The 19,685-nt window shown below is 45.5% G+C and carries 21 protein-coding genes; 8 read left to right on the top strand and 13 right to left on the bottom strand.

Annotated features, from left to right (window positions below; translation table 11 throughout):
• Positions 1-212: 212 nt before the first annotated feature.
• A complete protein-coding gene (locus B050_RS0103540; RefSeq protein WP_018472510.1) occupies positions 213-638 on the top strand; it encodes a hypothetical protein in 426 nt (141 codons plus the stop codon).
• Positions 639-817: 179 nt separating this feature from the next.
• Here B050_RS0103540 and B050_RS0103535 read toward each other — a convergent pair whose 3' ends face one another.
• From B050_RS0103535 to B050_RS0103515, 5 genes are all read right to left on the bottom strand, one after another.
• On the bottom strand, positions 818-1,420 hold the full coding sequence (locus tag B050_RS0103535) for a hypothetical protein (RefSeq protein ID WP_157492512.1): 603 nt from the start codon (positions 1,418-1,420) through the stop codon (positions 818-820).
• Positions 1,421-1,497: 77 nt separating this feature from the next.
• On the bottom strand, positions 1,498-1,716 hold the full coding sequence (locus B050_RS0103530; RefSeq protein ID WP_018472508.1) for a hypothetical protein: 219 nt from the start codon (positions 1,714-1,716) through the stop codon (positions 1,498-1,500).
• 269 nt (positions 1,717-1,985) lie between these two features.
• Entirely contained in the window at positions 1,986-2,423 is a 438-nt protein-coding gene (gene rpiB, locus B050_RS0103525) for a ribose 5-phosphate isomerase B (protein ID WP_018472507.1), read from the bottom strand.
• A gap of 13 nt (positions 2,424-2,436) precedes the next feature.
• Positions 2,437-3,282 carry a twin-arginine translocase subunit TatC gene (gene tatC, locus B050_RS0103520; protein ID WP_018472506.1) on the bottom strand — a complete coding sequence of 282 codons (846 nt, stop codon included), beginning with the start codon at positions 3,280-3,282 and terminating at the stop codon, positions 2,437-2,439.
• Positions 3,283-3,368: 86 nt separating this feature from the next.
• Positions 3,369-4,637: a serine hydroxymethyltransferase gene (locus B050_RS0103515; RefSeq protein ID WP_018472505.1), complete on the bottom strand. Its 1,269-nt coding sequence runs from the start codon at positions 4,635-4,637 to the stop codon at positions 3,369-3,371.
• Positions 4,638-5,232: 595 nt separating this feature from the next.
• Here B050_RS0103515 and B050_RS0103510 point away from each other — a divergent pair.
• Positions 5,233-5,607, top strand: coding sequence for a hypothetical protein (locus B050_RS0103510; protein ID WP_018472504.1), 375 nt, complete (start codon positions 5,233-5,235; stop codon positions 5,605-5,607).
• Between the two features lie 2 nt (positions 5,608-5,609).
• Here B050_RS0103510 and B050_RS0103505 read toward each other — a convergent pair whose 3' ends face one another.
• Complete coding sequence (locus tag B050_RS0103505) at positions 5,610-5,840, bottom strand: hypothetical protein (protein ID WP_018472503.1); 231 nt, start codon at positions 5,838-5,840, stop codon at positions 5,610-5,612.
• A gap of 100 nt (positions 5,841-5,940) precedes the next feature.
• Between B050_RS0103505 and B050_RS0103500 the strand changes: the two genes are divergently transcribed.
• Positions 5,941-6,846, top strand: coding sequence for an AEC family transporter (locus B050_RS0103500; RefSeq protein WP_018472502.1), 906 nt, complete (start codon positions 5,941-5,943; stop codon positions 6,844-6,846).
• A 142-nt stretch (positions 6,847-6,988) separates the two neighbouring features.
• Here the strand turns inward: B050_RS0103500 and B050_RS0103495 are convergent, their stop codons facing one another.
• The gene (locus B050_RS0103495) at positions 6,989-7,516 is read right to left on the bottom strand and encodes a DinB family protein (protein ID WP_018472501.1); all 528 of its coding nucleotides are present in this window, start codon (positions 7,514-7,516) and stop codon (positions 6,989-6,991) included.
• Between the two features lie 211 nt (positions 7,517-7,727).
• On the opposite strand from B050_RS0103495, the gene gldD reads away from it, so the two are divergent.
• The 3 genes from gldD to B050_RS23365 all read left to right on the top strand — a co-directional run bounded on the left by gldD (position 7,728) and on the right by B050_RS23365 (position 10,171).
• A complete protein-coding gene (gene gldD / locus B050_RS0103490; protein WP_026235596.1) occupies positions 7,728-8,303 on the top strand; it encodes a gliding motility lipoprotein GldD in 576 nt (191 codons plus the stop codon).
• A gap of 79 nt (positions 8,304-8,382) precedes the next feature.
• Complete coding sequence (locus B050_RS0103485; RefSeq protein ID WP_018472499.1) at positions 8,383-9,966, top strand: glycoside hydrolase family 10 protein; 1,584 nt, start codon at positions 8,383-8,385, stop codon at positions 9,964-9,966.
• Positions 9,926-10,171, top strand: a complete 246-nt coding sequence (locus tag B050_RS23365; protein WP_157492510.1) for a hypothetical protein — start codon at positions 9,926-9,928, stop codon at positions 10,169-10,171. The genes B050_RS0103485 and B050_RS23365 overlap by 41 nt, the downstream gene beginning before the upstream one ends.
• 155 nt (positions 10,172-10,326) lie before the next feature.
• Here the strand turns inward: B050_RS23365 and B050_RS0103480 are convergent, their stop codons facing one another.
• On the bottom strand, positions 10,327-11,226 hold the full coding sequence (locus B050_RS0103480) for a M28 family peptidase (RefSeq protein ID WP_018472498.1): 900 nt from the start codon (positions 11,224-11,226) through the stop codon (positions 10,327-10,329).
• Between the two features lie 73 nt (positions 11,227-11,299).
• Here B050_RS0103480 and B050_RS0103475 point away from each other — a divergent pair, with 73 nt between their 5' ends.
• Positions 11,300-12,331 (top strand): hypothetical protein, encoded by a 1,032-nt coding sequence (locus B050_RS0103475; RefSeq protein ID WP_018472497.1) that lies wholly within the window; start codon positions 11,300-11,302, stop codon positions 12,329-12,331.
• A 79-nt stretch (positions 12,332-12,410) separates the two neighbouring features.
• Here the strand turns inward: B050_RS0103475 and B050_RS0103470 are convergent, their stop codons facing one another.
• Positions 12,411-13,784, bottom strand: a complete 1,374-nt coding sequence (locus B050_RS0103470) for a TrpB-like pyridoxal phosphate-dependent enzyme (protein WP_018472496.1) — start codon at positions 13,782-13,784, stop codon at positions 12,411-12,413.
• Positions 13,785-14,340: 556 nt separating this feature from the next.
• On the opposite strand from B050_RS0103470, the gene B050_RS22000 reads away from it, so the two are divergent.
• Positions 14,341-15,411, top strand: a complete 1,071-nt coding sequence (locus B050_RS22000; RefSeq protein ID WP_018472495.1) for a copper resistance protein NlpE N-terminal domain-containing protein — start codon at positions 14,341-14,343, stop codon at positions 15,409-15,411.
• Between the two features lie 11 nt (positions 15,412-15,422).
• On the opposite strand, the gene B050_RS0103460 is transcribed toward B050_RS22000, so the two are convergent.
• The 4 genes from B050_RS0103460 to B050_RS0103440 form a co-directional block, all read right to left on the bottom strand.
• Entirely contained in the window at positions 15,423-15,950 is a 528-nt protein-coding gene (locus B050_RS0103460) for a hypothetical protein (RefSeq protein ID WP_157492507.1), read from the bottom strand.
• Positions 15,951-16,113: 163 nt separating this feature from the next.
• A complete protein-coding gene (locus B050_RS0103455; RefSeq protein ID WP_018472493.1) occupies positions 16,114-17,703 on the bottom strand; it encodes an ATP-dependent DNA helicase in 1,590 nt (529 codons plus the stop codon).
• A 131-nt stretch (positions 17,704-17,834) separates the two neighbouring features.
• Positions 17,835-18,350, bottom strand: a complete 516-nt coding sequence (locus B050_RS0103450; RefSeq protein WP_018472492.1) for an FKBP-type peptidyl-prolyl cis-trans isomerase — start codon at positions 18,348-18,350, stop codon at positions 17,835-17,837.
• 284 nt (positions 18,351-18,634) lie between these two features.
• Positions 18,635-19,384, bottom strand: coding sequence for a hypothetical protein (locus tag B050_RS0103440; RefSeq protein WP_018472490.1), 750 nt, complete (start codon positions 19,382-19,384; stop codon positions 18,635-18,637).
• Between the last annotated feature and the right edge of the window lie 301 nt (positions 19,385-19,685).

Raw genomic sequence — 19,685 nt, 5'->3', positions numbered from 1 at the left:
AAGGTTTATGTTTTTGAGCCGATGTAATTTCCTATCCGATTCGGAGAAGCAGGGAAGTGCTTAAGGAGCTCGGGCTATTCAATTCGGTGCAGGAATTTTTAGCGCTATATCTGGCAAACTATTTGCCTTGGCTTGACAATTGCTTTTTCCTCTGATAGGAGGATAAGACATTATAGAAAGTAATAGATAACATAAACCAAAAAGAGTAAACAATGAAAAAGTTTTTAATGATTGCCTTCACCGTTTTTATTATAAGCCAGCAAGAGGTGTTTTCCCAAATTAGTGCAGGTATTTATCAGCAAAATGCTGGCACCTATATGGTGGTGGGCAGTGATCCCGACGAGAAGATGTTCGGTGAGGGGCGTCTTGGTGCAGGAAACTATATCGATGTCGAGGGGACCTTTGGCTATAACTTTATCCAAAGAGATGAAGTGAACTTTTACAGCGGCGTACATCTTGGTGTCTTTGACGTTTCCGATGGCTCACAGGTTTATTTTGGGGTTCCACTTGGCCTTTTGGTGAAGCCATTCTCTGCAAGTCGCAATTTCGGTTTTGTTTTAGAAGCCAGCCCATTGATCATTCCTGATTCTTCGAATTACCTCAGAGCGGGAATCGGCATGAGATACACTTTCCGCTAAGACGGGAGAAAAAAAAGAAGCTGTCTCCTATTCTCAAGGTCTAAAGATGATAGGTACCTCGCTCTCCAACTATGTCCCATTCCCTAGCCGCACAAGTAGCGTTAAGGAAAATAGCTGTTGAGATCGGGCCCCATCGTCCAGGCCAATTTAGGAAACAGCTTCTTGTATTATTTTAAACCTTAAAAGGAAAAGGATACACCCGTGCTGGCCACAAACACCTCACTACCTCCAATATTTGGTTGGTAGGCGATCTGGGTCACTAATCCTACATTCTCCCCAAGCCTGTTCCAGAGTTTTAGCCCTACTAGATAGGAAATATCAATTTGAGACCCAACATCTCTCTGCACAATGGTGCCATCTCCATCACTAAAAATTCCTCGAACCACTGTAAACGAGGTCCTCATGAATGAAAATTGAGGCGTTAACCTGAGTTTTTCGGTGTTTATGACATTGTACCCAAGACCTAACTTCCAGGTGGAATAATTCAAGAAATCCTTCTCATCCTCCTTTAGGTCAAATATAATTGTTTCACCACCTCCCTTGAGATAGCCTTTACCGAATCTCGCTTCCACAATCAGCCTTTCAGCAATGGACCTTGCATAGCCTACTTCTACTCCATATACATTATAATACGCATTAGAACCTTGGCTATAATGAATGCTATAATGAAGGTACATAGGACTAATACTTATTTCGTTCTTTGGGCTCTCTTGCGCCAAGCTGGTACTGTAAACCGCCGTTAGCATCAATAAAGCTAGCGCACATTTTTTAAGTGTTTTCATAATTTGAGGAGTTAATGGGTAGTAGAACGTTCCACATTGTATAAGACGGATGCTTATAAAATGCTGAACCATTTATTTCATTTTGTGGATATTCCTGCGAGTACTAACAGATACATTCGCCATCCAGACCAGCAGGAAGGAGGGGTTAAGCTTCTCATGATCTGATAGGTGCGAAGAGGCTTCACTTGTACCGTATTGTCCAATAATGCTTCATGCTGGCCATTGTCCTGGCATGAGGTCCATGTCATGATCCTTAAAAAAATCAAGGACCATAGATAAGGGTTAAATCTTTTCATTGGTATAGAGTCTAGGTAAAAGAATAATGTATAGATAAGACTCCAACAGAATAATTCAAAAAATGCTACTACGCAGATGTACGCAGGCTCACCAAAAGCGGGCAAAATAGTCAATGTCCCCCAAAATCAGGTAAAAAAATAAGCCCTGTAGTCAATGACCACAAGGCTTATAGTGTTTTATATCTAGTTTATACCCCAGCTGCAAAGCAAGATGCCTCAGTTTGCGGGTTTATAAGTGATTGAAAGGCCTTTTGGGGCCAAATCACTGATTATCTACAAGCGATTTTATTCACCCGATTGGCATGTCTGCCGCCTTCAAAGTCGGTGCTAAGGAAGGTTTCCACCATTTCCTGAGCTAGCTCATAGGACACAAACCGCGCAGGGATAGAGATGACATTCGCATCATTATGCTGACGGCTCAGTGAAGCTAGGTCTGTATTCCAGCAGATGGCTGCACGGATACCTTGGTGCTTGTTGGCGGTGATGGCGACTCCATTACCACTTCCACAGACCACGATGCCCTGCACGAATTCCCCTGCCTCGATAGCCTCACACAGTGGATGTACATAGTCTGGATAATCCACAGATGCATCAGAGAAAGGACCAAAATCCTTAACCTCTATGCCTTTGGACTCCAGGAATGACACCAAGCGGCTTTTATATTCATATCCGGCATGATCTCCACCGATTGCTATTTTATTTACCATGATATTTTTTCAATTAAAGTTCGTCGTCTTCGGCAGCCAATCTTTTTTTCTTCTCTAGCTTTTTGGCTATCATAATTCCCGCTTCATACAGCACCAATATAGGCATGGCGATAAGGAGCTGACTGATCACATCTGGCGGAGTAATCACCGCCGAGAGCACCAATATAGCCACCACAGCATGCCTACGGTAAGACCTCAGCATAGCAGCAGTCACCAACCCTGACATGGATAGGAAGTATATCACCATAGGCAGCTGAAACATCACCGCCGAGGCTAATACCAGCATCATCAGCGTGGAGATATAAGAAGTAATATCAAACTCATTGGCGATGGAAGGATCCAGCTGATAGTTTGACAGGAAATTGATCGAAAGAGGCGAAAGGATATAATAGCCAAATGCCGCACCCATAAAGAATAGTAAGCTCACGAAGAATACTGCTCCACGCGCGGCTTTTCTTTCTTTATCATAAAGTCCCGGGCTGATAAATTTCCATACTTCCCAGAATACAAAGGGAAATGCGGCGATAAGTCCCACCACCAGGGAGGAGGTCATGTGCATGGTAAACTGACCCGTCATCTGGCGACTTTGCAGAATAAACGGGAGCTCATCAATACATAAAGCGGGAATGTTTAGGCTTGCTGAGAGCTTGCAGAGCATTCTATAAGTGAAGAAGTCCACTCGGGAAGGCCCTAATATTATCTGGCCAAACACAATGCTTTTGGCAAGGAATGCAATAACCGAACAGACCATAATAGCCGCAATCGACCGTACCAGGTGCCATCTTAATTGCTCCAAATGGTCCAAAAAGGACATTCCTTCCTCTTCTTCTTCCTCTTCTCTATATTGATCTAATGCCACGTAATTATTGGTTTAGTTACTATAAGCGCCAGTCCCTAGCAGGATTTGCTATCTTGGACTGGCCCCTTAAATGATTGACTTATATATTAATATAATGGGAAAGTTACCATCCAATCATTCACCTCTTTTTTGATCTCTGCCAGGATGGCCTCATCTTCATGATTCATCAAAGCTTTATCGATCAGGTTCACGATTTTCTTCATATCATCTTCCACTAAGCCTCTAGTGGTAATGGCAGCAGTACCTACTCTCATTCCAGAAGTGACAAATGGCGATCTGGTGTCAAAAGGCACCATGTTTTTGTTGATAGTGATATCTACTTTTCCTAGGGATTCTTCGGCGATCTTGCCTGAGAGATCCTTATTTCTAAGGTCTATCAGCATCAGGTGATTATCTGTGCCTCCAGAGATCAGCTTATAGCCTTTCTCCACAAAGGCTTCCGCCATTACCGAGGCATTTTTCTTCACCTGAAGGATATACTCCATATACTCATCAGATAGCGCTTCCTGGAATGCTATGGCCTTCGCAGCAATAATATGCTCCAATGGTCCGCCCTGCATCCCTGGGAATACCGCAGAGTCCAATAGCTGAGTCATTTTTCTTAATTCTCCCTTAGGATTCTTGATGCCAAATGGATTGTCAAAGTCCTCTCTCATCATGATCAAGCCACCTCGAGTTCCTCTAAGGGTCTTATGAGTGGTGGTGGTCACGATATGGCAATGCTCCAGAGGATCATTGAGCAATCCGCGAGCGATCAAACCTGCTGGGTGAGAGATATCCGCCAATAATAAGGCGCCTACCTCGTCTGCAATCTCACGGAAACGGGCATAATCCCAATCACGGCTGTAAGCAGAAGCCCCGCAAATAATTAGTTTTGGCTGTACTTCCTTAGCAGTTTGAGCTACCTTGTCCATATCTACCACGCCTGTCTCCTCTTCTACTCCGTAGAAATGAGGCTTATAGTTCTTTCCGGAGAAATTTACTGGCGAACCATGCGTAAGGTGACCGCCATGAGATAGATCAAATCCCAATATACTGTCACCAGGATTAAGGATGGCTAGGAATACGGCGGCATTGGCCTGAGCACCAGAGTGCGGCTGCACATTGGCCCAGGTGGCACCAAATAACTCCTTGGCACGGTCAATGGCTAACTGCTCAATATCATCCACTACTTCACATCCTCCATAGTAACGTTTTTTCGGAAGTCCTTCTGCATACTTATTTGTCAGTACACTTCCAGCCGCTTCCATCACCTGCTTACTGGTGAAGTTTTCTGAGGCGATTAACTCGATGCCTCTCTTTTGACGGTCTTCTTCTTTTTGGATTAGGTCAAATATTACCTGGTCTCTTTTCATGTGTGATCTTATGTTTTACAGTCTAATTCGATAGGTTCGCTTTAGGCTTTGCAAAATACCCTAGCTTAGTGGCCAAATTATTCAGAGATATTTTTGGCTGCCCAAAATTAGTTCGAAACCTTGTATTATCCAATTGATTAGGAAATTGGTTTTTGGACTCTATCTAATGATTTTTGATATCCCCCTCTGATCGATTTATTCCTGCAGAACACAAGCACTATCCCTCCATTCCCTTCCTGACCCTGCTCCTCCCAGCAAACCCTCCTATCGTCGCCCACAAGCCCTAAAAGACATTTTTCATACGCAATGATCGATAAAGAACTCAACTTTCCTTGACTCCGTAAATCATCGAAACAAATCTAAAAAGGAACACTCCTATCGGGTAAATCAATGCTTTTCGCCTATAAAAAAATACTTATTAGCCACAATTTTGATTTACCAATCTCCGCTAAGACGACTGTACCGCAGACTATATAGACTAGCAAAGTCCTAATTTGGCCCATCGCCTATCCTCATAGCGCCTTTTTATGTTACTTTTTTATTTTCCTTTCCTCTTAAGGTTTTCAAACTTTCAATTATCCCTTACTTTTGGAATATGATTGACTTTGAATATACACCTACCAGCTATTTTGATGGTACTGGACCATCGGCTTTGCTGGCCAGGCTCTCTTATCCTGAGAGCCAATGGGGAGAAGAATTAACAATCTATGCTGCACCAATCGATGGAAAGATATTTTTCGAAGTGGTAGATTTCTATGGCAATGATTTTAAACTTAACCCGGAAAAATCCAGTCATCCACTGAGTCTCCAGGAGTTTATCTTCCTCATAGAAACGATGGAAGTCACCAGCGAAGGGGCCACGGGAAAAATGAACCTGACCCTGTCAGGAATCCCCGAAGCCAAAAGTAATGTGTACCCCCAGCTGGAAGATTACTTTGATGAAAAAAGAAAGACTTTTGGGATGATCTAAGATCAGATGTCCCAAATGGTGGAAGCCGAATAGTGGCCTACATGATTGGACTGAAACCAGTATTCATAGGTTTCAAAGTCTATACAGTCTGTAAGTTCCATTCCTTCATAGATCAGCTGCCTGATGCTGGACACGGGCAAAAAACTCCTCAGGTCATTAGCCTGATCGACGGTTAGCTGCGAAAGTTGGATGATTCTCTGATTATCGATTAGGATAGGTATAAGTTTGGTCATAGCAGATGGATTTCTAGTATAAAGTAAGCACAGAAAATTAAATTATTGATTAATAACAGGTTACGATACTGTTAATTTCACCCCCAACTCAGCATTCCTCATGACCAACCTGTACCTCGTCGTCCTCTGTCTCCTGATCGGAATAGGTCTCCAATGGGTTTCCAGCCTGCCAAAAGACGCTCCAAAATCCCTAAACACCTACCTGATTTATGTCGTTTTGCCTGCCTTGGCACTGCTATATATTCCCGATACGGAACTGTCCCTCGATCTGCTACTTCCCGTGCTCACCGCATGGATTAGCTTTGGCCTATCCTGGTTACTTTTTGCCAATCTCGGCAAGCGAATGGGCTGGAGTAAGGCCACCATTGGCTGTCTGATTATTGTACCTGGCCTAGCCAATACCTCCTTTATTGGCTTTCCCATCATAGAAGCTTTATATGGGGAGGAAGGGCTAAAAATCGCTTTGATGGTCGATCAGGCGGGTTCTTTTATTATTGTGAGCAGTATTGCTATTATTGTGGCCTCGCTCTATGGTCAGGGAAAAAAACGCAAAAGAGATATCACCAAAAAAATCCTCACCTTTCCACCCTTTCTATTTTTCCTCATCGCCCTAAGCATGAATATAGGAGGTTGGCATTTCTCAGGTACCATCCACGAGATACTGTCAGCTTTTGCCGCCACCCTTACCCCCATCGCCCTTGTCGCCGTGGGATTGCAGGTAAAAATCAAGTCAGACACCATCAGCTCCCCACATTTATGGATAGGTTTGGGGTTCAAATTGATCCTGATGCCCGCCGTGATCTTTCTGGCCTATCGATTCATCGCCCCGCCTGAGTCGCTGATCTATAAGGTCAGCGTGATGGAAACAGCTATGGCCCCCATGATCACCGGCTCCATCATTGCCATCAATCATGATTTGAACCCCAAATTAGCCTCCTTACTGGTCGGTATCGGCATTCCTTTATCGTTTGGCACTTTAGTGATCTGGAACCTGCTCGTGGGATAAAGACTTTATGCAGACCTATTCAAAGGCCCCTTTAGCCCTGGTCTCCCCATCGCTGCACGGCCGAATGGGCAGAAAGATTCCAAACGAAAAAAGCCTGGAACTCCTCCCAGGCTTTTCAGATCTCATTACTATAAGCTCTCACTTACCAAGCGCGGAAAGCAGGAGGCTCCACGCCGCTCAGTCGAAGATAAACGATCATATTTCCACGGTGGTGGATCCCGTGGGTATCAATTAAATTTTCTACTTGACGGCGACTCACCATTGCGCCACCGAACACCTCTACTTCTTCCGCAAGCTCATCCTCAGTCAGTGACTTACAGATATTCGCGACAAAGTCAAAGGATTTCTCCACAGCCATCTTCAGCTCCGCCTTATTCATATCTTTCTTCTCCATATCCATTCCAGGATCCCCTTCTTTCAGGAATTTGCTAGCCATCATTACATTGGCGCCGGCGATATGCATGGCCATTTCCCGGAAACTCATCACCCCTTCGGCGGGTGTAAAATCCAGCTTATCCTCGGGCATAGCTTCGATTATCTCCACGGTATAACCTTTCATACCATTCCACTTAGCCAAAAATTCTTCCTGATTCGTCTGCGCATTGGCCATATACATGGAGCTGACCATCATGCAGATCATAAGGCCGGTTACTTTGAAAAGATTTTTCATACAATCATTAATTTGTTTGTTGGGATAATTTGTTGTGTAATCACAAAATAGCTTTTGCATACTATTTGTGTAGTTAAAAATCGTGAGAAATGATGAAAATAGATAGTTTAAGGGCATTTAGTTTTCATTAATTTAATAGCCATTGCCAGGGAAGGCATAAAATTTAGGGATAAAAAAAAACGGATTGAATCAATTTCATAACTTTGAACTTATGAAGAGGAGCATAGCATTATGGTGCATGGCAGTGGTTTTTTCTGCCTGCGAAAAGGACTATTTACCTAGACCGATGGGGTATAACCGCATTGATCTTCCCGAGCATTCCTTTGCGACCCTGGAGGGCCAGTATCCTTATACCTTTGAGTATTCGACCCATAGCCAAGTGGAATCAGACAGCTTTAATTTACAGGAGAAGAACTGGATCAATCTCCACTATCCAGGCCTGGGCGCCAAGGTGCACCTCACCTATAAGGGCATCGATGGGGACAGACAGAAGCTTCGCAGCATACTGCAGGACTCATTTAGCCTCACCGCCAAGCATCAGGTCAAAGCCTACAGCATAGAGGAGGCAGTGACCCGTACTAGCAAGGGCTATACTGGGGTCATCGCAGAACTCTCTGGCGAGGTGCCCACACAGTTTCAGTTTTTCGTGACCGACTCCACAGATCATTTCCTTAGAGGAGCCTTGTATTTTAATACAGCGGTGAAGAATGACTCCCTCGCTCCGGTCATTGCCTATATCAAGGAAGATATGATGCATTTAGTAAATAGCTTAGAATTTAAAAAATAAGGACTTGCTTCGATTCAATAATTCCCAAACTTCCCGCATACACTTAAGCCGAGCGCTAAGGTCCTTGGCAATCCTGCCCATGATAGCCCTACTTCTCTACTCCTGTGCAGGCTCCAAAACCACCACTAGCGCCCCAAAACCCCTGCCTTCTGATGGAGCGAGCAGTCCAAGTGCCAGCATTCCCCATCCGCCGGCAGATCGCCCCACCTCGGTGGAAGAGGTCCTGCCGCCATTTGCGGCTCCCAAGCGGGAGTTGCGAGGGATATGGGTGGCCACGGTTGCGAATATTGATTGGCCCTCCTCGGGCAATATTAGTTTTGCACAGCAGCAAAAAGAGTTCATAGAGATCCTAGACTTCTATGCCCAACGTAATTTCAATGCGGTGTTCGTTCAGGTAAGGGCCGCGGGAGATGCTTTTTATCCTTCGAAATACGCCCCTTGGTCCAGCTTCCTCACCGGTCAGCAGGGCAAGGCACCCAGTACCTCTATCGACCCTCTCCACTGGATGATCAAAGCCTGCCATGAACGGGGCATGGAATTTCACGCTTGGCTAAATCCCTATCGAGCCACATTTAACCTTGACACCAAAATCCTGAGCCCTAAGCATGATTATTTCCTCCATCCCGACTGGATGGTCACCTATGCGGCTAAGCGATATTATAACCCGGGACTGCCCGCCGTCCGCGAGCATATCAATAAGGTCATCAAAGAGCTAGCAGAAAATTATGACCTTGATGGCATCCACTTCGATGATTATTTCTATCCGTATAAGGTCAACGGAAAGGAGTTTGACGATAAAGCAGCCTTCCAGCGCTATGGGAAGGGGCTAAGCCTAGCCGACTGGCGTCGTCAAAGTGTGGACCTGCTCATCCAAGAGGTCTCCCAAAGTATCAAAACCACCAAACCATGGATTTCCTTTGGCGTAAGCCCATTTGGAGTATGGAGAAATCAGACTCAGGACAAGAGAGGCTCCGCCACCAGCGCCGGCCAGACCAACTATGATGACCTCTACGCCGACCCCCTCGTATGGATGAAAAACGGCTGGGTGGATTATATAGCCCCGCAGATTTATTGGAGTGTAAACCACCCTGCAGCGCCTTACGAAACCCTCGCCAAATGGTGGGCTCAGAATTCCTACGGGCTGCCGGTGTATATCGGCCACAGCGCCTATAAGGTAAGGGCTGACACTGACCAATCCTGGCAAAGTAGCTTCGAATTGGCAAATCAGGTGGCCCTATCACGCCAGATTCCTCATATAGAAGGAAATATCTTCTTCAGGGCTCGCTCGCTAATGAATGCCAATAAGGATGTGGCGGATCTGCTCCTACAAAATGTCTATACGGTACCCGCCTTACCTCCCGCCATCAATGACAATTCTCCGGTATTTAAGGAACTAAAACCAGAAGTGACGGAAACCAAAATCACTGCCACAGGGATCTCTCTCCGCCTGGACAACGCCTACCTCGCTCAGGAATTGGTACTATTTGGTTATAATGCCTCCGGCAAATGGGAGCTTCTTGAGCAGCTGCCCGTCGAGGAAGCTGAGGCCGGAGAATGGTACCATTTCGCGCATTCCATGGCGCCAAATTATGGCTTCCTAGCCCTCGGGTTTTTGGGTAACTATGGCGAAATGTCGCAGCTATACCGCTGGAAGCAACGATAATCAAACCTCTACCTGCCCGCATGAACGAAACTCATTTTCTGCCCTGCCGCAAAAGGCTCCACTTCCGCTGAGGCTCAGCAGGAAACTTACTTATCTACCTCTTGGAAACTGGAAGGTAGATAGAGGCAAGCCAGCATCGTACCATTCATTCCTTGCCTTCTGGTCCAGCCTTGTTTCCACCACAGAAGGCTTTACCCTCCGCTAGGATTTTCGGAATAGATTAGGGGAAATAGAATTTATAGAATGAAAAGGATATGGGCGGTTGTCGGGATTTATAATCTAATAAGATAAAATCCTTTTGCGCCAGCAAATACTAAAAGGACTGGTGCTGGAGGCGCTCAGGCCTTCCTGAAAAAGCTGTTATAAAGCCAGCTGTTCATCCATGATCAAAATGCTATTCCTGATCAGCTTCACTACCTGGACATAGAAATCCTGATTTACCTTATCGAAGGTATCGGTATCCTTATGATAATCGGGATGATCCTCCACGCCAAAATACACAAAAGGGATCTTCTCTCCATGAAAAGGGCCATGATCTGAGGCACTGGTCCAGTCCTCATGTCCCGTATCAGGAAGGTCATGCCCAAAAAGCAGTTCCACAGAAGAGCTGGCACCGGCGGTTTCCAGCCATGGTTTTAGCTGTGGATAGTGATAAGTCCCGCAGGCGTAGATTTCATTCTTGTCACTCCTGCTGATCATGTCCATATTTACATTAAGGACAATTTGCTCCAGCGGGAAGGGGAAGTCTTTCAATAGTGCTTTGGCGCCTTGGAGTCCCTTCTCCTCGGCATCTAAAGCTGCAAATATCATGGAATGCTGCGGTCGGTGTTTGGAAAAATAGGAGGCCATCGCCAGTAGCGCGGCGGTACCTGAGGCATTATCATCTGCGCCATTATAGACCTTACCTTCGTGAACTCCCAGGTGATCATAATGTGCGGTGACCACTATGATCTTGTCCGTTTCTGCTCCTGGCACAAACCCTACGATATTTGCCGCATCCTTCACTTCATTCTCCTTGCCGAAGGTAAAAAACTGCGTATAATCGTCAAACTGACTGCTCAGGCCCAGGGTTTTGAACCTAGTTTTGATCAGTTCTCTCGCCTTCATGCTGCCCTCGGAAAGTGGTGCGCGCCCCTCCAGCTCATCGGATGCCAGGTAAGCAAAATCCGCCAATAACTGTTTGCGCTCCTGCTCCTGAGCCTGAAGACTAGTATAGATAAATAGTGCAGCTAAAAAGCTAAGGATTTTGAAAGCTTTCATGGGATTAACTGGGATTTAGGTAAAGTATATCGGTGAAAATAGTAATTTAGTCTTTTAGAATGTACACAACGATATGAAATATATTGCGACATTGATATGTTATTTGCTTCTGGTCATTCAAACATTCGGCCAGAGTAATGCTCCCTCGTATTTTTTGGACGGCCGAGCGGTGGTACTTATCTCGGCAGCGCCCACAGCACGGCCTCCGATGAGCTGGACACACATGGCAAAGCAGGTTCATCCTGCACTCGTGGAGGCTGGCGGCGATCCCGTGGCCTATTACGAATTGGAAGAACTCATCCTGTCTGAGGAGGTGCAGACCGCTTATGCGCAGTTTTTTGTCCGTAGGCATATTGGCAATATCGTCCTTATCACTCGGAAGAGCTCAGGAGAATTTGTCCTAAACGTGCTTCCTTTCTCCCAGAACAATACCATCGTCAATCAACAATCCGCCTGGACCCTCAGTGGAAAAACTATTGAAGAGCTGGAAGCGGCATTGGAAATAGCCGGGCAAAACACCAAATCTCTCAATCTCATGCCGCTGGATATGGCCACTTTCCCTGCACCACTGGTCGGTGGAAACTCCTCCGCAGCCTCTTCCAAATCAGGGGAATCCACAGCTTTTTCGGGGAAATTTATCCAGAAAACACCGCTCAACCTGGACATCTTTAAGCTCGGCGTGCCATTAGGAGGCGCTTCCGGTGAGTCCGCGCTGCTGGCCACCTACCGATATGACCTGTATGGCAAATCCGCAGAAGCGGTGGAAGCCGCCCAAAAAGCCGAAAAAGCGAGCTTAATGTCGGTCTTCAATGCCAACTACCCCTATCAAGTAGAATACCTGGATCAAATCAAAACAAATAAGCAGCTGCTTGCCGACAAGGTGCAGTTTGTCCTGATGCGTGTGGAAGGTAGAGAAGCTGACCTTATGGAAAGCATGGGGCTGGATCCAAGCACCGCCCTGGACAAGGACCGCATTGTGGTGAAATATTATATAAAATTGCTCGTAAGAGACGAGCTCTACCTAGGTCCTGTATGGGATGCTGACCCTAACGGAAACACAGCCCTGACCAAATTTCTGAAAAACCTGGAAATCCCTCAAAAATAAAAATACGCCAATCAATAAGGCCATGGTCCCTCAGATGGGAGTCCATGGCCTTTTTTTGGTTTAGAAAACCTCCCTTCTCTTACCGATCAGGGATGATGGGGGTGTCCAGCTGGGAGAGGGACTTCTGGATGTCCTCATCGGTCAGCTCATGTTTGACGATTTTTCCTGCGAAATAATCCTCATAGGCCTTCATATCAAAATTGCCATGACCGCAGAGGTTGAAGAGAATGGTTTTGGAAGTACCTTCTTCCTTGCACTTTTGTGCCTCGCGGATGGCGGTGGCGATGCCATGTGTGGCTTCCGGCGCCGGGATGATTCCTTCTGCTCGCGCAAAGGTGATTCCTGCTTCGAATACCTCAAGATTGTCATGCGAAGTCGCCTCGATCAGCTGATCCCGCAGCAACTGGCTTACGATCACGCCAGCACCATGATAGCGCAGTCCTCCAGCATGGATGGGAGCTGGCACAAAATTATGCCCCAGAGTGTACATCGGCAGCAGCGGGGTCATCCCCACGGTATCCCCAAAATCGTATCGAAATACCCCTTTGGTGAGCTTAGGGCAGGAAGTAGGCTCACTGGCTATGCAGCGAATATTCCTTCCCTCCACCATATTAAGCCTCAAAAACGGAAAGGCCAGCCCCGCAAAATTCGACCCTCCACCAAAGGGAGCAATGACGATATCCGGCATATCCCCGGCCTTCTCCATTTGCTTGATCGCCTCCAGACCGATGATGGTCTGATGAAGCTTAACGTGATTGAGCACGCTTCCTAGCGCATATTTGGTATTCGGCGTACTGGTGGCCCGCTCAATAGCCTCTGAAATGGCTATGCCCAGGGAGCCTGTGGTATTCGGGTTTTCGGCAAGGATTTTTCTACCCACCTCCGTCGCCTCCGATGGGGAAGGAAACACCTTAGCACCCCAGGTGTTCATCATGATCTTCCGGTAGGGCTTATGATCGTAGGAAAGCCGCACCATATACACCTCACATTCTATATCAAAATGCTGACAAGCAAAACTTAAAGCACTTCCCCACTGTCCCGCACCCGTCTCGGTGGTGATCCGCTTCACCCCTGCCTGCTTATTATAATACGCTTGAGGTACGGCAGTATTGGGCTTGTGGGATCCCGATGGGCTCACTCCTTCATACTTATAGTAGATTTTGGCGGGGGTATCCAGGGCCTTCTCCAGTCCATAGGCTCGGTACATCGGGGTGGGGCGCCAGATAGAATAGATATTTCTCACCTCATCGGGGATATCTACCCATCGGTCCATGGTGACCTCCTGCCGCACCAGTTCCTCGGGAAATAATCCTCCCAAGGCCTCAGGCCCAATGGGCTCTCTGGTGACGGGATGAAGGGGAGGCAATGGCTTATTAGGCATATCGGCCACGATATTATACCATTTGTCAGGAATGTCACTTTCACTCAAAAGGATTTTTCTCTCTTTCATCATACTTTATGGATATTGTTGGTTAGTAATTGTTTCACTATAAAACACCTCCTCACCCGAGCCGCACAGCATTATTTCCTTAGCCCCCCGCAGTGGTCAGGCGCTTCGCTTCAATTTCACCTACCCTAAACGAGCACAAGCCTCCCCTTTATATTAAAACTAATGGTACCCTACCGCCACCGCAGGCGAGCAATTGCATAATGCAGGTTTAAAATAAAAATTTAATTCGATTCCTTTCTCCAAATAAGAAAAAAACTGTTCTTCCCAAAACCATTTGTTAAGGCCCTCAAAACTTTAAGGACATTTTAATCTGTCATATGCCGATTTTAGTTTCCAATAGGCCGAAGTCAAAACCAGCCTGGCGATTGATATAAGAGAGCTTCCCAGGCCTATTCCAGATTTCCTAGGTACCAAGGCACTGGCGCTTCCGCGGAAGGGAATCCTTTTAGAATGGAAAATCTAACTTTCCGGGCTACTTTTGCACATAAATTGCTTTAATTTAGTTTTTATAAACTTTCGATCTTTTTATAGTATCAGGATTCTTTAAATCATAGTGAACATGAAAAAACATAGCTCTATATCCATTTTACTTTTCTTATTAGGCCTTGGAATCTGCTTTAGCTGTGCCAAGCCTGATTCCTCCCTTCCCACAGGTACCTATTATGGGATTTTGCCATGTGCGGACTGTCCGGGTTTGAAGTATAGCTTGGAGATCTTTCAGGATTCCACCTATTCTGAGACTATGTTTTATTTGGAGCGGTCTGAGCAGGAAGTGCGCAGCCAGGGAAAGATCAAAAGCTGGACGGGAGATCGATTGGTGCTGAATAAGGAAGGAGGGGGATTTCATTCCTTCGTTATACATAAGGATAGCCTTCAAGTGCTCGATCAGAATGGCGCTGCCATAGAGGGGGACCTAGCGGCATTATATTGGCTAACTGCCAAAAAGCCTGAAAATTTTGATGAGATTCATAAGGAAAAAGGCTTCATCGGCTTCAAGGCCACCGGAAATGAGCCTTTTTGGAGCTTAAAGATGGATTTTTCTGGCAAGATGGTCTTAGATGTCTTGGGAGAAGAGGAGTTTAGCGTGCCCCTTCCAAAGCCTGTAAAGCCCCAGGATATACAAGCGGAGCATTATAATGCACAAACAGAGAAGGGGCAACTACAGGTCACCATCTTCAAGCAAAAATGCCAGGACTCTATGTCTGGAATGGATTTCGACTATAAGGTATCGGTAAGAGTAAAGACCAATGAAGAAGCGGAGTATCGGGAGTATTCTGGCTGTGGCAGTTACCAAGGAGATTACCGACTAAACGATATTTGGGTGCTGGAAAGCGTCAATGGCCTAGCGGTAAGCAAGGAATTTAAGGCTCCTAATATTGAGTTTAACCTACAGAGAAATCAGTTTTTCGGCTTTGGAGGCTGCAATAGAATCAATGGAAACCTATCCATGGCAGGTCAGGTCCTCACATTCAAGGATCTCGTTACGACCAATAACAGCTGCGAACGACTCAGTGAAGAGCAGCAATTCCTACAGCTGATCGAAGGGAAGTCTTTTCGCTTTGCCATCCAGCCAAGAGGGCTAAGATTATACAATACTGATGACAGCCTGGAATTCAGGAAAGTCGATTAGATAGGCCATTCCTAGAATCTCTTGCCAAATCCAACGGCTAGGTTCCAAGAGTTATAACCTTCCTTTATATCAAATGTAAAGGAAGGTAGAAACTCCCAGTTGTGGCCCATAGGGATGGCATATTCAGTCCCTAACCTCCATATCATCAGGTTTTCATTCTTCTCAAATTCTCCACCCAAGCCCGCATAAACGGCCCAATGCTCCATCAGCTCATAGCTGGCTACAGCCGCAAAAATCATGGCTCGCTCACGCTCCAACTCTGAATTTCTAATGATATAATGGTCCAGCTCCCAGTCCCACATCATTCCTACCTCCAGCCTATCGCTTACTTTTCTAAAGTAATCAAAGCCTACCGCAGGCACGAAAAAACCATCGCCAGTCTCCGACTCACTGAGTTTTGCCCCTTGGGGAATCCAGGTATAACCAAGAGAGAATACCACCCTGTTTTTGGTTTCGGCTTCTTCAGCTTCCTGCGCCAGTAGTGGCAGGGAGGCAAATAACATACAGATGACGAAGAGAAAAGTTGATTTTTGGCCCATAATAAAATATGATTTTTATCCGAAAGAATTAATATATGCTAAGATAGCGGATTTAGTATTTCTATGGAACAGATGGAAATAGATTCTTTATTATTTCATTAAATTCCCTCTTACAATGTATGGCGAGTAACCAGTACCTCAAACCAGGGGAATAGTCTGACTTCTACTTTCTGCAATAATAGCGATTTTCTAGCTGCTCCTTAAGTTTGAGGAATTTTTTCCATTTAGGGTAATGGGTGACATCTTCGATCGCATTGACCTCATCAAACATCTCCTGAGCCAATTCATATTGGCCCTTTCTGAAGGCCTTGAAAGCATGCTTAAGCAGCTGTCTTGCTCGAGCCCCCTTAAGCTCCGCTTCCACTTGGAGGGCGGCAGTACGCTGGCGGCTGAAATCGATACTTTCAGGACTGACCTTGATGCTAAAAGTCGAGATGGGCGACTTTAGGATCATCCCTTCGAGATTGGTACAGCGGGACAGAGCCACATACGCCTGCCCAGCCTCAAAAGACCTTCCTATATCCAGAATCGCCCGATCAAATGTCAGTCCCTGACTCTTATGCACGGTGATGGCCCAGGCGAGTTTCAATGGAAACTGGGTGAAAGTCCCGATGACATTGGCCTCTAGGATCCTCTTTTTTTCATTAAACACATATTCCACATTCTCCCACATCTCCTGAGTGACCTCATACATAAATCCACGATGATCTTCGACTTCTATTCGGCTATCTTCCAGCTTAGTCACCTTGCCGATCATACCATTATAATATTTGGCCTCCTGATTATTCCGCATAAATATCACCTGAGCACCAATCTTCAGCGTCAGGTCCACTGGGTCAAATGGCGCCATATTGAGCGGGAAATTATCCTTAAACGCCGCCTTATACGTTCGCGGTTCTTTCTTAATCTCGGCAAGCTTCTTATGATTGATCTCTGAAATCGTGGCATTGTGAGTACCGATGAGGATATACTCCTGATCCAGCAGGTCAAAACTATATTTTTTGGCAGTGGCATTGAGCACCTCCAGGTCCTGATGGGTATGCTCACTCTCGCGGATACGATTTAGAATCTGCTTGAGATTTTCATCTTTCTGCCGATAGATTCTTTCGAGTTCTATATGGATTGGTCTCAGCTCCTGAAATCCATGCGAGCTAAAGAAAAACCTACTTGAATAATGGGCCGCCAAATGCTGCCAATCGGCAGGGCGCACCACTGGAGGAAGCTGAAATGGATCTCCGATGAATACCATCTGCACACCCCCAAAGGGTAGGTGCATCTTTTTGCGGTAAACCCTCAGGATGCGGTCGATCACATCGATGAGCTCTACCCGTACCATGGACACCTCATCAATCACCAATAGGTCCAGGCGATTGATAATATCCCTTTGCTTCTTTCTGTATTGGAACTGCTCAAAAATATTCTGCTCCTTTTCTGAGCCTTTTGGATCCAGCCTGGGATCACCCGGTAGAAACATCTGCCTCGGGTCAATTTTAAAAAACGAATGGATGGTCTTACCCTTTGCATTAATAGCCGCAACGCCCGTGGGTGCCACCACCGCCATATTCTTGTCGCTATTCAACTTCTTTAGCGTATGAAGGAAGGTGGTCTTTCCTGTCCCTGCTTTGCCGGTAAGAAATAATGAGCGATTCGAAAACAAAGCTACCTCCAAAGCATGGATAAATGACTCGTTTGTGGTATCAAGGCCTTGCGAGGAAAACTCTTGGTACAAATAGCTTTTAATGGAAAAGGACATGGTCAAAGTTACTCATTGATCTCAAAAAATAATAATACAAAAAAATCAATTGTCTATTAGTCCATTTACACTTCCACTTATAAAGATCGAAAGTCAAAAAGCCACTTCCAAAGAGAAGTGGCTCAGTACTATTAATGATGATGATGACCACCTGGCCCATGTACATGGCCATGCTCGATCTCCTCCGCCTCGGCTTCCCGGATCTCGACGATCTCTCCCGTGAAATACAGGTCATAACCCGCCAATGGAGAATTGAAGTCCATATGCACTCCTTTATAATCCACCTTGAGGATCTCCCCACGAAGGTGATTTCCTTCGTCATCCTGCATGGATATCACCTGACCGATTTTGAGCATATCCTTATTCTTCTTTCCATTTTCTTTAAAATTGGCTTTTGGAATAATCGCTAGTTTGCTTTCGTCGTAATCTCCGTAGGCGTTTTCATAGTCTATATAAGCCTCAAAAGTATCCCCAACGCTTTTTCCAAGAATGGCCTCCTCAAGTGCCGGAAGGGTATTGCCTGCGCCAAACAAAAAAGGAAAGGCTTGCTCTTTATTTACCTTTTCCTTGAACTGCTTGCCATTTTCTCCATCATCTACATGAAGCTCATAGGCTACGCTGACTACTTTATTTTTCTCTGCTTTCATTTATGTATTTTTTGTGCCCTGTCGGGCAAATGCTTTGGTAGATTTTGTCCAAAAATAAACATTTCTTACGGATCATAAATAAGAATTTCATTTTTGAAACAAAGCAGACCAGAAATCCAAGCGAGCTTTCCCTTTCCACCTGGCATCTGCCAGCCCAATCCTTGGAGCTTTCCTAATGATCACAGCAATTACCCACATAAAAAAAAGCATTGAAAATTCCTTCTCAATGCTTCCCACTTGTGGTAAATAAATTGGTGTTTCCTCTAATTTTCCAATGTTTACAATTATTGTTTTTCTAAATAAGCTTTACGATAACTTGACCAAACCTCATAGATAGGATCACCTTTGGAGCTAAGTCCGCTATGGTGCCATTCACCGTCCTTCACTTCATAGTCAAAACCCAGAGAAGCCCCTACTCGAGAGTCATCCTTACTGAAAACCGTGATGTATTCGGTATATTTTCCATTCTGGGCAGTATAATTCCCTCCTCCAGAGCCAGAAAATTCCTTGGTTTCATCATTAAAGGCAATCCACTGAAAACGTCCTCCACCAAGAATCTTTACGGTTCTGCGAGCGCCAGGGCTCATAGTTTGCATTTTATCATCTCTCTTGCGTCCAGTAATGACCCATGTTCCATTCAGATCATCTTCCTTATCCGATAGCCTTTCCCAAATCTCAATGAGGTTTTTTCCTTTGCTGGTATAGGACAAGACCATTTTGTCCTGAATGATATCGATGGTAAACTGCTTGGACTGACCTACTTTCTCAGAATTGCTGGTATAGAAATCATACGTTTCGGTATAAGCGGTAGAATCCTTCAAGGTGAATAAGCCTCCTTTGGCTTCTAAAAAGTGATTGTCTGATAGTCGCTTTGCCGATAAGGCAAAATACCCATCCTGATATATCTTAATGGCCTCCAAATCCTCCACAGGAAGACCATTGGTATGGCTAAGTTTCCACGCCCCATCCAGCTCCTGGGCATGAGCAAAGGGTGAAAGTACCACGAATAAAATTAATAGTATTAACCGGGTCATAGCTGTGAATATTAAGTAGAATACTAATTTACAAATTTCAAGGTCTCTCTTTCTATATTTTAGAATAGTTTAGGAGAAATTACACTAATGGTAGAAAAACCCGGTTATACCTCCTCCTCATTCCAGATGGAAAGACGACAGCGCAATATAGAAATCCATCACCTTATCCCCATCCTACAGCGGGGTCGCCTCCGCTATAATAAGGGCTAAGAAGAAAGAAAGCAACTCATCCTGACAATGGCCAAGGCCTGCGAAGGCGGGTAGAAGGAGCTATAAAATGTACCTGTACCCTATGCGAGGC

The organism is Echinicola pacifica DSM 19836, assembly GCF_000373245.1.
Classification (GTDB): domain Bacteria; phylum Bacteroidota; class Bacteroidia; order Cytophagales; family Cyclobacteriaceae; genus Echinicola; species Echinicola pacifica.
The sequence above is the reverse complement of the archived record's forward strand: the minus strand, read 5'-3'. Positions and strand labels throughout refer to the sequence as shown.